The sequence below is a fragment of the Blautia sp. ZXY-1-B12 genome (assembly GCF_056339915.1).
The window spans coordinates 1-15879 of the sequence record NZ_JBWJVP010000197.1; the positions used below are offsets into that span (position 1 = coordinate 1).

Consider the following 15879-nt stretch of genomic DNA (forward strand, 5'->3'; position numbering starts at 1 on the left):
CGCCTCTCTCTGCTGCAATTGCATTCAGACTGCGGATACTGTTAAGACGTTCCTCACTGAACTGGTCTGCATGGAGAAAACGTCCGTCTGTGTTGACACGGCTGTCTTTTGGGATTCCATTCAGGTATCGGTCTGTGAGCATTCCCTGCGCCAGAGGACTGAAAGAAATAATCCCCTTTCTCTTCTCTGCAGCAGCCTGCTTCAGACCATTTTTCTCAATCGTTCTGTTAAAAATATTATATGAATTCTGATTAATGATAAACGGACAGTGCAGTTCCTCCAGAATATCTGCGGCGCGTTTCATTGTCTCACCATCATAGTTGGAAATTCCAACATACAATGCCTTTCCGCTTCTGACAATCTGTGCCAGAGCCTCCATGGTCTCCTCAAGAGGAGTCTCCGGATCCATTCTGTGATGATAGAAGATATCTACATAATCCAGACCAAGACGTTTCAGGCTCTGGTCAAGACTGGCGATCAGATACTTACGGCTTCCCCAGTTTCCATAAGGTCCCGGCCACATATCATAGCCTGCCTTTGTGCTGACGATCAGCTCATCTCTGTATGCAGAAAATTCCTCTCTTCAGGATTTTTCCAAAATTTTCCTCCGCACTTCCAGGCTGTGGGCCATAGTTGTTTGCAAGGTCAAAATGTGTAATTCCATTATCAAATGCTGTGAAGCACATCTGCTTCATATTCTCATAAACACCGGTGTCTCCGAAATTATGCCATAAACCCAGAGATAACTCCGGCAGCATCAGTCCACTGGCACCACAACGGTGATATTTCATAGTTTCATAACGTTTTTCATTTGCCTGATACATAAGATAATTTCCCCTTTTCGTACAGTATGTCAAATCTGAATATTATTGTTACTATTCTCTATCTAAATAGCTCGTCTACGCAATTAACACAGTTATTTACGCAACAATGCATTTGATTTATTCTTTCTCTGTAATCATACATCCTGTTCCACTTATTTTCAACAAATGTATCAGCATTATTTAAAAAGCCACTTTCTGACTGAAAATGGCTTTTTTAACAAATAAACTATATTAAATTCCTTTAAAGCTAAAGGAGAACTCCATCTTTCCGTCTGCATTCAGCAGATATTCCTGATGGGTATATGCTCCCCAGCTGTCGTCACCGCCGATTCCCATCTGGCCTTTGGCTACGCGTACTACTGTGTAATGAATCTGTGGGCGTTCATATGGATGCATGGCATTTTCCATCTCATGTGGAGTGTATGGGAGTGCAGAGAACATCATTGATTCTCTATCCATTTCAAAGTACATTCCTCTGCCCTTGCGATCTGTGACTTTCGCCCAGCGTACTTCCTCTTTTGCTCCACATTCCTGCGGTACCATGTATCTTGCTATGTTGTCCACAATTTTATTCTGGTAAATGCCCAGTTTTCGCACCTTTTTTGCGATCTGCATAGGTCTCAGCTTCACCCAGTCCATACCACTGAACATTGTCGTAATCTGCATTGAATTTGAAAATCACCCCAAATTCCGGCATATCACCAAGTTCTTTTACAGGATCATAAGTTAAAGTTGTCTTCACTTTTCCATCGCCGAATACTTCGTAGGTGAGCTGACACTCACTGGCTGGTGTGGTTGGCATCAGATAGGTAAATGTTACTTTTACAGAGTGGTCTGTTTCTTCTGCCTGTGGTAAATTGGATGGGCCATATGCACCTTTTCTGTATTCTTTGTGGCTTAAATACATGCTGGCGACTTTCCACTGTGCGTAGCGCATCTGCATAAGATTTCCACAGTCATTATCTGTTGGTGCACGCCAGAAGTTTGGTTTCGGGATTGCTTCGATCATCTCTTTGCCCGCATATTTGTAAGAAACCAGACCACCATTGAGGACGGAGAACATTACTTCAAAGTGCTCGCCGCGGACACCAATGTTGTGTGTGCTTCGGATGATCTGTGGCTTCTTTACAAACGCATCTGATACACATACATCTTTTTCCGCTGTAATCGCTGTTTCTGCTGAATCTGATTTTCCATCCGGAACATCCTCTTTCACCTGATATACATACTGTCCAAATGCGATCTCATGGCCTGCAGATGCCCACACTTTTTCCTCTTTCAGATGGAAGGAAACAGTGACTGTATATTCTCCGACTGCTTCAGCCTTTCCAAAAGGCAGTTTATATTCTTTCGTACTCAATGGCTCAACTGCTGTTTCCAGTGCTTCTGTACAAATCACTTTTCCATTCTTTGCAAGTATTACCTTACAGTCAAAAGTATTTGTGTTTACAAAGAGGTTCTTGTTAAGCACTTTTACTGTATCAGCTGTCACCTCTGCTGTAATATTCTGATAATTAAATTTCACTTCCTGCATCTTCGGAGATGGCTCTCTGTCACCGCCATATGCGATTCCGTTACCACTGAAATTATAGTCTGTAGGGCGTTCTCCGAAATCGCCGCCGTATGCCTGGAACTCTTTTCCATAGCGGTCTTTCTTATAAATAGACTGGTCAATATAATCCCAGATAAATCCACCCTGATATTTGGGCTCTGTATCTGTCAGGTCAGTATATTTGTGCATGGCACCGCAGGAATTTCCCATGGCATGTGTGTATTCACAGCAGATAAACGGTTTGCTGTCATCCTTTGCCAGGAACTCTTTGATTGCTTCTACCGATGGATACATCTGGCTTTCCATATCACTGGTATCATTATAACTGCGGTCATGGAAAAGTCCTTCATAATGTACCAGACGGGTAGGATCATTCTTACGGAAAAGCTGAGACATTTCATAGATATCTTTTCCGCCAAAAGATTCATTTCCACAGGACCAGATCAGGATTGCCGGATGATTCTTGTCTCTCTGATACATGGAGTTGGCACGGTCAAGCATCATATCCAGCCATTCCGGTTTGTTGTGAGGAACAACATGCGTATAATCCTTTGTAAATTCCGCCACATCCCAGGAACCATGGGATTCCAGGTTTGTCTCATCGATCATATAAATACCATATTCATCACAAAGCTGATAGATCAGTGATGTATCCGGATAATGACAAGTACGGATGGCATTGATATTATTCTGCTTCATAATGCGAAGATCCTTGCGGAGTTCTTCCTCTGATACATGTCTGCCGCTGACAGAACTGAATTCATGACGGTTTACGCCCTTAAACACGATACGCTTTCCGTTCAGAGTCATAATGCCGTTCTTCATCTCGAAACGGCGGAATCCAACCTTCTGAGGAATCACTTCCTGAATATTTCCTGCTTCGTCATAAAGTTCAATTGTAAGATCATAAAGCTGCGGATCTTCTGCACTCCATAATTTGGGATTATTGATTTTCCATGCAAAGCTGTTCTGTACAGTCTTGCTGCTATTTGTTTTCTGAATATAAAATGCCTCTGCATCGGCTTCTTCATTTCCAGCTTCTGTAAGAGATTTTTTCTCTTCCAGCACACATTCTCCATCTTGCTCAAGTCTGAAAGCAATGCTTCCTTTTCCCCATGTCTTTACCTTAATTTCAAGATCTGCTACATCCAGATTCTCTTCCGGGATTGCACGGATTTGGAGATCATATGCATGGGTATCCGGAACTGTATAAAGATACACATCTCTGTAAATTCCGGAGAAACGGAAGAAGTCCTGATCCTCACACCAGCTGCTGGAAGTCCATTTGAATACCTGTGCTGCCAGCTTATTCTGTCCATCTTTAAGATAATCTGTCAGTTCAAATTCAGATGGGGTGAAAGAATCCTCACTGTAGCCAACAAAGGCTCCGTTCAGCCACAGTGCAAGTCCGCTCTCTGCTCCCTGGAAAGAAATAAACAACCTCTTTCCCTTCATATGTTCCGGCACTGTAAAATATTTCACATAGCTTGCAACCGGATTAAATCTCTCCGGAATCTGACCCGGATAAATTTCCTCATGTCCTTCCCATGGATACTGGACATTAGCATACTGGGGTGCATCATATCCTTCCATCTGGATATGTGCAGGTACATGAATGTCATCCCAGTCATAACAGCAGTAGTCCTCTTTCTCAAATCCCTGAACTGCACTTTTGTAATTGCGCGCATAATGAAACTTCCATAAACCGTTCAGACTATAGCGAAAAGAAGTTTCCGTCCCATCCTGCACAGCAGTCTGCATTTCATTCCCATCTCTATAATATACATGATCTGAATGAGCTTCCATTCGGTTATCGCAGAAATACTGTGGATCTTTTACCAGTGAATAATCAAATGCCTTCATACTCTTATGTTCTCCTCATGATTTGTTGTTTTATAACTTTTCTCTCTGCCTGCAATATTACATTTCGCCATGCATTTGTAAAATACTTCCAGCAAAATACTTTATATATGACTTTTTTCATAAAAATATCTTATACGATATTGCCAACAGCCAGTTATCTTTCATAAGCAAAATTATAACATTATACCAATCCGCATAGTTTGCATATTTGACTATATAATATTCATTTTCGACTTTTATAGATTGATCCTTCGCAGCATTTTCTCAGCCTGCACAACACTCTCCCAGAAGAGGAATAATCGGACTTCTCTTTTATCCGAAAACTCCCTATACAAAAAGGCAGGTGATCTTCACCTGCCCCACAATAGCACTGCATTTATTCAGCCTTCCGCTATCTTATTCCCCTTTAGTTTCCTTCTCTGCCATTCTTGAAAAAACCATCTCATATCCGTCATTTCCATAATTCAATGAACGATTCACACGACTGATCGTTGCTGTGGAAGCTCCGGTTTTCTCCGAAATATCAAGATAGGTTCTCTTGTCCATCAGCATCTTGGCAACCTCAAAACGCTGTGATAAGGAAAGAAGTTCATTGATCGTGCATACATCTTCAAAGAAAGTATAACACTCTTCTTTATCCTTCAGACATAAAATCGCTTCAAAAAGCTGATCTACAGCCTCTGTTCTGATTTTTTTACTCATTTTCATGCTCCTTTTAGAACTCTGTACTTCACTGGGCGGACATTTGTCTTTAAAATGTCCGTGTTATATTTCTAACAGTGATATTTTACCACGTTAAATTATAGGAAGCAAGCCTTTAACCTAAAAGAAATTACAGATTTTTTTATTTTCTCACAAAAACCTCTTTCGAAGAGTAAGGCAGATAAAATCATCCTCTTTGTGACGCAGCTCTACACCAAATAACTGCTTCTCAGTTTATCAGAATTTACGATTCACATACTTCCTTATTGCATCCACAGACCGATTAAGAACCAGCTCTTCCGGAAAATCCAGTTTTTCCAGCAGATCTCTCGCCCGATCAAACTCCCCGATCAGAAGATCAAAATGAGCATCACTGTCCATCACCACCGGAACCTGATATTTCTTACACAGATTCAGCATCACAGTATCATTCTCCACAGCATTCTGCCGGTTACAGTCCGGATCCATAGAATGATTATTCAGTTCCAAAACCTTCCCATATTCCTTCGCACCCTGAACCAGTGCCTCATAATCGATTTCATATCTCCCATCATCCGGATGCCCGATAATATTTACATACGGATTCTTCATCACATTCAGATAGCTTTCTGTATTCTCCAGCTTAGATCCCGGCTTCATGCATGGCATATGCAGACTGGCGATCACCACATCCATCCTCTCCAACGTCCGCTGCACCAGATCCACAGTCCCCTGGGCATCCAGAATATTCACCTCAGACCCCAGAAGAAGCTGAATCCCATACATCTCCCTGGGCACAATTTTCAGATTCTCAAAATAATACTTATGACAGGTCCCCGGCATAGCAGGCGCATGCTCCGTAATCCCCAGAACCTCCAGTCCCTTATCTGCAGCCGCTTTCGCCATCTCCCTCAGAGAACAATATGCATGACCACTCACCAAAGTATGTGTATGCAGATCCAACACTGAATTATATCTCATAACAACCCACTCCTCACTTCGTACAATATTCCCCCTCATTATACGACCATCCTTCTACCTCCACAAGCAAATTTTCCGTCCACCCATTTTTATCGTCCATTTTTACTCAATCCAATACCCCAAAAATCGCCAGCAGCCAGCGCAGAAAAATAGTGTGTTTGATGTGCATTTGCAGGTATCTTAGATATTCTTAGGTCAAAAAAATCTGCGTTATGAGCCGGCTGCATCACTGTCTGAGCGGAGTCTGCGACGGAGCGAGTTTGAGAAGCCGGCTCATGCCTTTAGCAGATTTTCTTGGCCTTAGAATATCTTAGATGCCGAAACCGCACATCAAACACACTATTTTTCTGCGCGTCCCCTGTCAAGTCAAACAGATATTCGCAATTAAAGCAGGAGACTTACTTGATTCGGTAAAAAAACAGGGCCTGCACCCTGCAAGCCCTGCAAAAAATTTCCATTTAAGAATGAATATACAATTTTTATTTTACGATAAAAGATTTTCTCTTACTAACAACATCAAAGATAACCGCTGCCAGCAGAACCAGACCTTTAACAACCTTCTGCAGGTTCTGGTCAATACCCATGATACTCATACCTAAGTTCAGAACACCCATCAGCAATGCACCAATGATAACCCCCGGAACTGTACCGGTTCCGCCATAAGCAGAAGCACCACCAATAAAACAAGCACCGATAGCATCCATCTCAAAGTTTGTACCTGCCTGAGGATTGGCCGAATTCAGACGGGCCATAGTAACCATACCTGCAATAGCAGCCAGAAGACCCATATTCAGATAAGCAAGGAAATAAACCTTATTTGTATTAATACCGGAAAGCTTTGTAGCCTTCTCATTACCGCCAACTGCATAGAAATAACGTCCTGTAGTTGTCTTGGAAGCAATATATGTATAGATTGCAATAATCACAGCTACCCAGATCAGAGAATTCGGAATACCTTTATACTGAGCCAGACGGAACATAAAAGCAATAACAACTGCACAAATCAGAATCATCTTAACTGCAACGCCACCAAAAGCATCTACACTGTACCCTTTCTTCACACGATCTGCACGATTCTTCAGAACAAGCAACACATATACAATACAGACAATAATACCAACTACAAAACAGATAAGATTAAATCCCTCTTTCCCAAATGGATCCGGAATATAATTGTTAAACAGTGCCAGGTAAGAATCAGGCATTGGTGCCAGTGTCTGTCCCTGTAAAACTACGTTTGAAAGACCACGGAACGCAAGCATACCAGCCAGAGTTACAATAAACGGTGGGATTCTTACATATGCAATCCAGAATCCCTGCCATGCACCGATGGCAATACCTGTAAGCAACATAACCAGCATTGTAAGATATGGGTTCATACTGTTGAGAACCATCATCTTACCGCCAACTGCTGCTACAAAACATACAACAGAACCAACAGAAAGGTCAATATTACCACCAGTCAGAATACAGAACAACATACCTGTTGCAAGGATAAATACATACGCATTCTGGGCTACAAGGTTATTCACATTCTGAGGAAGAAGCATAACCCCCTTTGTATTTACAGCAAACATGATGACTACCAGAACAAGAACAAGCACCATGGTATATTTCTTTAATATCTCTGAAAAACTAATCTTTTTTTCCATCTTCTTTACGCTCCTTTTCCTGATTTTACGATCTTGGACATGATCAGTTCTGATGTGGCCTCTTCTTTGCCGACCTCACCTACGAACTTGCCCTCATTCATGATATAGATTCTATCTGACATTCCAAGTACTTCCGGAAGTTCAGAAGAAATCATGATAACAGATTTTCCTGCTGCTACCAGATCGTTAATAATACAGTAAATTTCGTATTTCGCACCTACGTCAATACCACGGGTAGGCTCATCAAGGATCAGAATATCCGGTTCTGTAAACATCCATTTTGCAAGAAGGACTTTCTGCTGGTTACCACCACTTAAGTTGCCTACATTCTGCTCGACAGACGGACATTTTGTTTTCAACTTCTTTCTGTAATCCTCTGCCACCGCATATTCTTTATCTGCGTCAATAACCTTTCCATTACTGACTCCCTTCATATTTGCAAGAGAAGTATTCATCTTAATGGATTTGGAAAGTATCAGACCATTTCCTTTTCTGTCCTCTGTAACATAAGCAAGCTTGTTATCGATTGCTTCCTGTACAGTATTCAGCTTCACTTCTTTTCCGTTCATGAATACCTGACCGGAAATCTTAGTTCCATAACTTTTTCCAAAAATACTCATTGCAAGCTCTGTACGTCCTGCACCCATAAGTCCGGAGATACCTACTACTTCTCCCTTATGCACCTTAAATGATACATTATCTACTACTTTTCGCTCTGAGTACAGCGGATGATAGACATTCCAGTTCTTAACTTCCATGGAAACATCCCCGATCTTTACATCCGGACGTTTCGGGAATCGATCTGTCATCTCACGACCTACCATACCCTGAATAATACGCTGCTCGGAAAAGTCATCTTTTTTCTTATCCAGAGTCTCGATAGTAGAACCATCACGGATAACTGTAATCTTATCCGCAACATAAGAAATTTCATTTAATTTATGGGAAATGATAATAGATGTCATTCCCTGTTTTTTGAACTTCAGAAGCAATTCCAGCAGAGCCTGAGAATCATCCTCATTTAAAGATGCTGTCGGCTCGTCCAGGATCAGAAGCTTGGCATTTTTTGCCAGTGCCTTGGCGATTTCTACCAGCTGCTGTTTACCTACACCAATATCCTTGATTAAAGTTCTGGAGGATTCTTCAAGTCCTACTATTTTCAGATATTTATCTGCTTCTCCGTAGGTTTCATTCCAGTTAATAGATAATGAACTTCCTCTTTCATTACCCAGATACATATTTTCACCGATCGTCATATATGGGATCAGCGCCAGTTCCTGGTGAATGATTACAATTCCTTTTTCTTCACTGTCTTTAATTGTATTAAATTTACAGATTTCACCGTTATAAATAATATTACCATCGTATGTTCCATACGGATAAATACCACTTAATACATTCATCAGGGTAGATTTACCGGCTCCATTTTCACCGACCAGAGCGTGGATCTCGCCCTCTTCCACCTGAAGATTAACGTTATCCAGTGCTTTTACACCTGGGAAAGTTTTGGTAATATTTTTCATTTCCAGAAGTATCTTAGCCAATTTTGTTTCCCTCCCTTTTATAAATCATGCCTGCGACGGGCAGCCCTATAGCAATCCCAGGAAATACTGAATTACATTATTTTCTGGGATTGCTATAGATTAACACAGGCGGGTGGTATTCCCGCCTGTATGATCAATTTTTATTACTTAATCTGATCTTCTGTATAGTATCCGGAATCGATCAGCATTTCTTTGTAATTGTCAACCGTGACAACAACCGGATCGCAAAGGTATGTCGGGATAACACCTGTGCCATTATCATAGGATTCTGTATCATTAATTTCCGGTTCTTCACCTTTCATGATGGAATCAACCATTCCAACAACTGCTGTTGCAAGAGCACGTGTATCCTTGAATACGGACATAGCCTGTTTTCCTGCTACAAGGTTCTTAACATTTGGTGTATCACAGTCCTGACCTGTGATGATCGGATATTCTCCTGTGTAGGAAGCTGCAAGAGCATTTTCTACGCCAAGTGCTGTAGAGTCATTGGAGCAGAGAACTGCGTCAAGGTTGGAGCCATCTGAGTAGTTACCTGCAATAATTGTATCCATTCTGTCCTGAGCCTTTGCACTGTCCCAGTTAGCAGTTGCAACCTGCTCAAATTCTGTCTGTCCGGATTTAACTACCAGCTTACCTTCGTCAATATATTTCTGAAGTACATCCATTGCTCCGCCGAAGAAGAAGTTACAGTTATTGTCACCAGGATCACCTGTGAACAGCTCAATATTAAACGGTCCGTCCTGATTGTCGAGATCAAGTGCATCTACTAAATATTCGCCCTGTTTCTGACCTACCTTGTAATTATCAAATGTTGCATAATAAGTAACTGCATCTGAGTTCATAAGCAGACGGTCATAGGAAATAACCGGGATTCCTGCTTCTTTAGCCTGTTTCAGCGGCTCACCAAGACTGCTTCCGTCGATAGATGCCACAACCAGAAGATCACATCCGTTTGCAACCTGATTCTCAAGCTGTGAAACCTGTGTGCTTACATCGTTGGATGCATACTGAAGGTCTACTTCATAGCCGGCTGCTTCCAGCTCTTTCTTCATGTTCTCGCCATCCTGATTCCATCTCTGAAGATCTTTTGTAGGCATTGTAACACCGATCAGTTTCTTGTCATCCGCTTTAACAGCTACTCCCGGGATAACTACCATTCCAGCTACCATTGATGCACAAAGAATTGCAGATACGACTTTCTTTCTCATTGTAAAAATCCTCCATTTCTTTTTACGTTTCTCACGTTTTCTTGATGATGTTACTATAACACAGGGCAATCTGGACATGGTTGGCAAGAAACAAGACATTTTAAGAAAAACAAAAAATGCCCTGCACAGGACAGGACATTTTTGTTGCAAGATAATGCTATATGCTGATTTACTCTTACATCTGCAAAAGCAGCCGGATAATCTCTGAATATTTTATTTAACTGTAATCCGCATTCAGATAAACTTCATCTCTGCGGTGGAAACCTCCTTCAATGATCACCTTATCTATATTCTCTTTTGTCACTGCAGTTGGTTCAAGGATGCAGGAAGGAATCTCATAAGTTCCGTCATTTACTGTTTCTGTCACATCTTCCAGTTCTGCAACTCCCTTTCCACTACCCATTTCCACTGCATATTTCGCTGCTTTTCTTGCCAGATCTTCAATTGGTTTAAAAGCAGTCATATACTGTGTTCCTTCTACTATTCTCTGACAGGCTGCAAGATCTCCATCCTGACCTACAACAACCACATTTCCGGCAAGCTGATTCTCTGCCAGTACCTGTACGACCTGACTGGCAATGTCATCATTTCCGCACATAATTCCCTTAACATGAGGATATTTTTCCAGGGCTTCCTCCACATATCCGGCAGCCAGTTCTGCTGTCCAGCCATCACAGTTAGCTTCATAAACCACATGCAGATCTGTGTCTGCAAGCATATCATCAAACCCCTGTTTCACCATCTGGACATTATTATCTGAAGAGGATCCCTGTATCATAAAGACATCTCCTCCCTGAGGAAGTGCATTGACAAGTGCCTGTGCCATGATCTCACCCACCTTACGGTTATCAAAGGAAATGTACAAATCTGTATTGGCATTATTGACCATTCTGTCATAGGAAATAACCGGAATTCCCGCACTCTGTGCCTTCTGTATGGCATCTGAAAGTGCTCCACAGTCTCTTGCGATCACAACGATCACATCCACCTGCTTATTTATAAAGTATTCAATCTGACTGATCTGCTCTTTGACATCTGCACCTGCATCCTGCACATTTACCTCTGCTCCCAGTTCTCTGGCAGTCGCCACAAATACATCTCTGTCGCGGATCCATCTTTCTATAACAAAAGAATCCACTGTAAGTCCGATCTGAACCTTATCCTCTTCCTTATTCTCTTCTGCTGTTTCTTCATTCTTATTCTGTTTTTGTTCTGAAGAGGAACCACATCCTGTCAGCAGTATCATCCCTGTACAAAATGCCAGTATTCCAAGCAGCAGCTTTCCGCAATTCTTTTTTGTCTTATATAATTTCATCAGCCTAACCTCTCTCTGAACTCACTAGGCGTAACTCCTTCATACTTCTTGAAAATCCTGCTGAAGTAATTGGGATCACTGTATCCTGACTGTGCACATATTTCCTTAATGGAAAGTCTGGAATCCTGCAGAAGTTCTCTGGCATTTTTCAGACGTATTTCTGTAAGATATTCAATAAAGTTCTTACCTGTTTCCTGTTTAAAAAGTTTACTGAAATAATACGGACTGATATCTACCTCTCTTGAAACATCATCCAGAGAAATATCCCTGCGGAAATTTTCATTGATATATTCCTTTGCTCTGTCAATAATACTGCCAGCTTCTTTTTCCTTGGAATTCTCCAGTTTCGTACAGATTTCTCTCGTCTTATCCAGAAACCACTTCTTCAGATTTTCTATATCCGTACAGGACTGAAGCTCCCGGATATAGCTTCTCCTGCTGTTAACATTATATTTCAAAGTTCCTGCAAAGAATGCCCTGCGTTCCGCATTCATCACCATCTCCAGGATTTTAATCTCAATGTCTTCTCTTGTGACGGCCTGCTGACTGTGCATCCATTCAAAAAATCCCTCTGCGCAGTTCATCGCTCCCGCAGCATCCTTCTCAAGGATCCTCTTCTGATATCTGATTTCCAGGTCTCTTGGATATTCCCCGTCATATTTCTGTGCCGCCGGTACATCCTCGATATGCACTACATGACTGATGCTCTCTCTCAGTGCGACCACCGCTTCCTTAAAAGATTCCTTCACGCTTCCAAGTTCTTTGACTCTTCCGATTCCACAGCGGAACATACTGTCGATCCGGTTTTCAAATTTATGTACCATATTTCTGGCTCTTGTGACAATTGCAACTCTGTCTTCGTAATCTTCTTTCGCATTTTCATAAGGAACAAGCAGTACGATCCTGTTTCCCATAATAGGACCTACAAGGCATTCAAAGAATCCCTGTGCGATTTCACGAAAAGTAGAATAAAATTTGTTTGCCTTTACACTTGCACCTACTGCATTACTGAGCACCCCATTTTCCATAGAATCTCCAAATTCTATGACCATCATATAACCGTATTTCTGACGGATATCAAGAAGCTGTGTATAATTATCCTGATAAGTAACAAAATCATCCTGCAGAAGAATATTATTGATATATCCACTCTCAATCATAGGTACCACTGTCTCCAGTTTCTCTCTGATCAGGAGATCATCGCTTCTCTTCTGCCGTATCTGATCTACCTTTGTCATCATCTTCGCGCAGGTTTCCAGAATTACTTTCTTATTTACAGGCTTTGTGAGAAACTCCTGAACTCCCAGGTTCACTGCTTCTTTTGCATAATTAAACTTATCATATGCAGTTATGATCACAAAAACTGCTGAGCTGTTAAATTTCTGAATTTCCCTGATTGCCTGGATTCCGCTTATTCCCGGCATCTGGATATCCATAAAACAGATATCCGGCGGATATGCCTGTGCCATCTCCACCACAACTCTGCCTGACTTTGCACAGTGAATTTCACATTCATTTCCATATTCAGTTTCAATAATTTTCTTTAATGATTCCAGCATGATACCTTCATCATCTGCCAGCAAAATTCTATACATCTTCTCTCACTCCCATAATACTTCTCTTAGTTTTCATGCACAGGTATATAGATTACTGCTTCTGTGCCTTTTCCTTCACCTTCACTGTTAATCTCCATAAGCCCTGATTCCTCATAATAAAGTTCCAGACGACTGATCACATTATTCATACCGATTCCTGTAGAATCACCTTCTTCATTTCTGCGCTCTCTGTTTCCTGACAGAACACCCTCTATCTGTTCCTGCGTCATTCCCTTTCCATTATCTTTCACGCTGATACGTATATAATCTGCATCTCCTGTAACTGTGAGATGTATTTTTCCTTCCCATTCAATGTCACGTATTCCATGATTGACTGCATTTTCCACAACCGGCTGCAAGATCATACTTGGCATACGCACATTCTCCAGTGATTCATCCACCTCCTTGCTGAAATGGATATCTCCGGCGAACCGGACATTCAGAATATAAATATAGTTATCAACAGCCTCCAGTTCTTCTCCCAATGTGGCGTCTTCCTGTCCTTTTTTTACATTATAGCGAAAAAAATCCGCCATTTTCTCTACAAAAATCCCGGTCTGCTCTGCATCCTCCATCATTGCAAGCTGTGCTCCTGCATTCAGGGAATTAAACAGAAAGTGCGGATTGATCTGTGACTGAAGATATTTCAGCTGTGCTTCTTTCAGATGATTTTCCATAAGAAGCTCCCTCTCCATCATCTGCTGCTCTTTCTCCATACTTGCTTTCGTCCTTGCCATATACAGATCAAGATTCTCTACCATTGTATTAAACGCTCTGGTTACTGTTCCCAGTTCATCCTGTGCATCTGTATCGTGCATCTTTACATGGAAATTTCCCTGACCTACCAGTTGTGCTGTCTCTGCCATATTTGAAAGGGGAACAAACATATTTCTGGTGGCCTGGATGAGCAGAAGCATTCCACCGGCTACAATTATGATCATAATAACTGAATTGCTTATCTCCAGATATCTCATCACTGCACGAAGTACTGCATAAGTACTGGAGTTCTCCTGAAACATCAGGTTATTCAGTTCGTCAATAGATGACTGGATATATCTGTAAAGCTTTGTTGCATCATCATATTTACGCTTATACTGCTCAACGTTCCTTCCTCGTTTGGCAGCTACCGTTTCCGCAGTACAGTCCAGATATGTTTCCGACATTTTCCGGATATTCCGTTCCAGAAGCTTTACGGGATCATTGATATTATCTTCATTAAGTTTCTCAAGTTCATTTCTGTATTTTGCCTCATTCTGATAATAATCAAGAAGTGTCTGAGAATTCTTAACCTTAAGATACTTATACATATTATCCTGTACTTTCTCAAATACCTGTGAAAGTTCGGTAAGCTCTGCATTACTGGCATAAACATTATCCATCTTTTGCATGGAATTATTGATCCGCACATAAAAAAGCATATTCATGGCAAAAAGAAGGACAGCGATCATACCCACCTCTATAACGATTTTACTGACCAGTGAAAAATCTTTCCAGCGCAGCTGCTTCATCCGGACACCCCCTTCCTTCTCATTTCCCGTACTGCATTTTTGTCCAGGAAATTAATATCTACATTATAATAGGAATTGGTCCTTCCATCCTTCTGATATGCTGTCAGAGCTTCTATACTGTATCTGCCAAGCTGCTCTGTATCCACATCACAGGTAACAGAGATTACTCCCTTTTCCACTGCTGTAAGAATATCTTCGGAACTGTAATATCCTATGATCGTAACCTTTCCTGCAAGATTAAAGTCCAGTACTGCCTGACGTGCGCATTCTGTAGTTTCCTCATCCATACACACAAGAATATCCGGTACTTTATCTCTCTGCTGAAAAATATCTGTTACCGCTTCTTCTGTCTCAAAAGTCCCTGTTAAGCGAAGATTTTTTCCTGTTATCTGGATATTTTGCGAAGGACCCGCCTTTGCCTGGACTGCGTTGCTAATCTGTGTATATATCTGGCTCTGGTTCATATCATCAATATTTTTCTTCAACAGAATAAGAATACTTTCCGTATCCTCAGTCACATATTCCGCTACCTTTTCGCCATAGACACTTCCAAGCTGATAATCACTGACACCCACGAAACTCTGACGCTTGCTGTGAACTGCATCTCCCATTACAGTAACAACCGGAATTCCTTTCTGAACAGCCTCATTTATCTTCGCTTCCAGTCCCTGCTCCCCACTGTATTGCAGGATGATCCCGTCTGAATTTGAAGCAATACTCATATTCATATAATCAAGCTTACTGTAATCACTCTCCCTTCCACTGCCTCTCAGTTCAAGAATTGCATCATTCTTCTGCGCCCATTCCTGTGCACAATCATAAACTGCTTGCCAGAAAGAAGAATTCGGACTGTCTACGATCATATCGTATTTATATCTACACATAACTTCATTCTTCTCTTTCAGACTACTCCCCCCGGACAGTCCCTCACAATAAGACTCTCCTATCATATAAAAAAGCACTAAAATTCCTGCCAGTGCAAAGAAAATCAGCAGTTTTGTCCGTTTCTTTTTCATCTCAATCTCCGTAAATTCTTTCTTCGATATTTTGCAGAATCTATTATACAATAAATCGGTATGAATTGCTTTCTTTTTTTCATATACTGTAATGATTACATCTGCCACCTGCTGTTTCTTTCGTTCTGACACAGATA

11 protein-coding genes and 1 pseudogene are annotated in these 15879 nt (G+C 41.4%); all 12 read right to left on the reverse strand.

Annotation, left to right across the window (positions count from 1 at the left end; all coding sequences use genetic code 11):
• A pseudogene (locus tag AC075L_RS11765) lies at window positions 1-824 on the reverse strand (aldo/keto reductase); the annotation flags it as partial.
• Window positions 825-1055: 231 nt separating this feature from the next.
• Window positions 1056-1439, reverse strand: coding sequence for a beta-galactosidase small subunit-related protein (locus AC075L_RS11770; protein WP_476387706.1), 384 nt, complete (start codon window positions 1437-1439; stop codon window positions 1056-1058).
• Entirely contained in the window at window positions 1393-4239 is a 2847-nt protein-coding gene (gene lacZ / locus AC075L_RS11775; RefSeq protein ID WP_476387707.1) for a beta-galactosidase, LacZ type, read from the reverse strand. Before lacZ ends, AC075L_RS11770 begins: the two co-directional genes overlap by 47 nt.
• Window positions 4240-4635: 396 nt before the next feature.
• A complete protein-coding gene (locus tag AC075L_RS11780) occupies window positions 4636-4941 on the reverse strand; it encodes a YerC/YecD family TrpR-related protein (protein ID WP_008706557.1) in 306 nt (101 codons plus the stop codon).
• Between the two features lie 237 nt (window positions 4942-5178).
• The gene (locus AC075L_RS11785) at window positions 5179-5901 is read right to left on the reverse strand and encodes a phosphatase (protein WP_173697565.1); all 723 of its coding nucleotides are present in this window, start codon (window positions 5899-5901) and stop codon (window positions 5179-5181) included.
• A 479-nt stretch (window positions 5902-6380) separates the two neighbouring features.
• A complete protein-coding gene (gene mmsB / locus AC075L_RS11790) occupies window positions 6381-7553 on the reverse strand; it encodes a multiple monosaccharide ABC transporter permease (RefSeq protein WP_025578094.1) in 1173 nt (390 codons plus the stop codon).
• A gap of 5 nt (window positions 7554-7558) precedes the next feature.
• Window positions 7559-9097, reverse strand: coding sequence for a multiple monosaccharide ABC transporter ATP-binding protein (mmsA, locus tag AC075L_RS11795; RefSeq protein WP_025578092.1), 1539 nt, complete (start codon window positions 9095-9097; stop codon window positions 7559-7561).
• 143 nt (window positions 9098-9240) lie between these two features.
• Window positions 9241-10257: a multiple monosaccharide ABC transporter substrate-binding protein gene (gene chvE, locus AC075L_RS11800; protein WP_420313643.1), complete on the reverse strand. Its 1017-nt coding sequence runs from the start codon at window positions 10255-10257 to the stop codon at window positions 9241-9243.
• A gap of 268 nt (window positions 10258-10525) precedes the next feature.
• Window positions 10526-11623, reverse strand: coding sequence for a sugar ABC transporter substrate-binding protein (locus tag AC075L_RS11805; protein ID WP_020993603.1), 1098 nt, complete (start codon window positions 11621-11623; stop codon window positions 10526-10528).
• Window positions 11623-13218, reverse strand: a complete 1596-nt coding sequence (locus AC075L_RS11810) for a helix-turn-helix domain-containing protein (RefSeq protein ID WP_055052672.1) — start codon at window positions 13216-13218, stop codon at window positions 11623-11625. Before AC075L_RS11810 ends, AC075L_RS11805 begins: the two co-directional genes overlap by 1 nt.
• 26 nt (window positions 13219-13244) lie before the next feature.
• Window positions 13245-14726, reverse strand: a complete 1482-nt coding sequence (locus AC075L_RS11815) for a sensor histidine kinase (protein WP_055059352.1) — start codon at window positions 14724-14726, stop codon at window positions 13245-13247.
• A complete protein-coding gene (locus AC075L_RS11820) occupies window positions 14723-15874 on the reverse strand; it encodes a sugar ABC transporter substrate-binding protein (protein ID WP_476387708.1) in 1152 nt (383 codons plus the stop codon). The genes AC075L_RS11815 and AC075L_RS11820 overlap by 4 nt, the downstream gene beginning before the upstream one ends.
• Window positions 15875-15879: the final 5 nt, after the last annotated feature.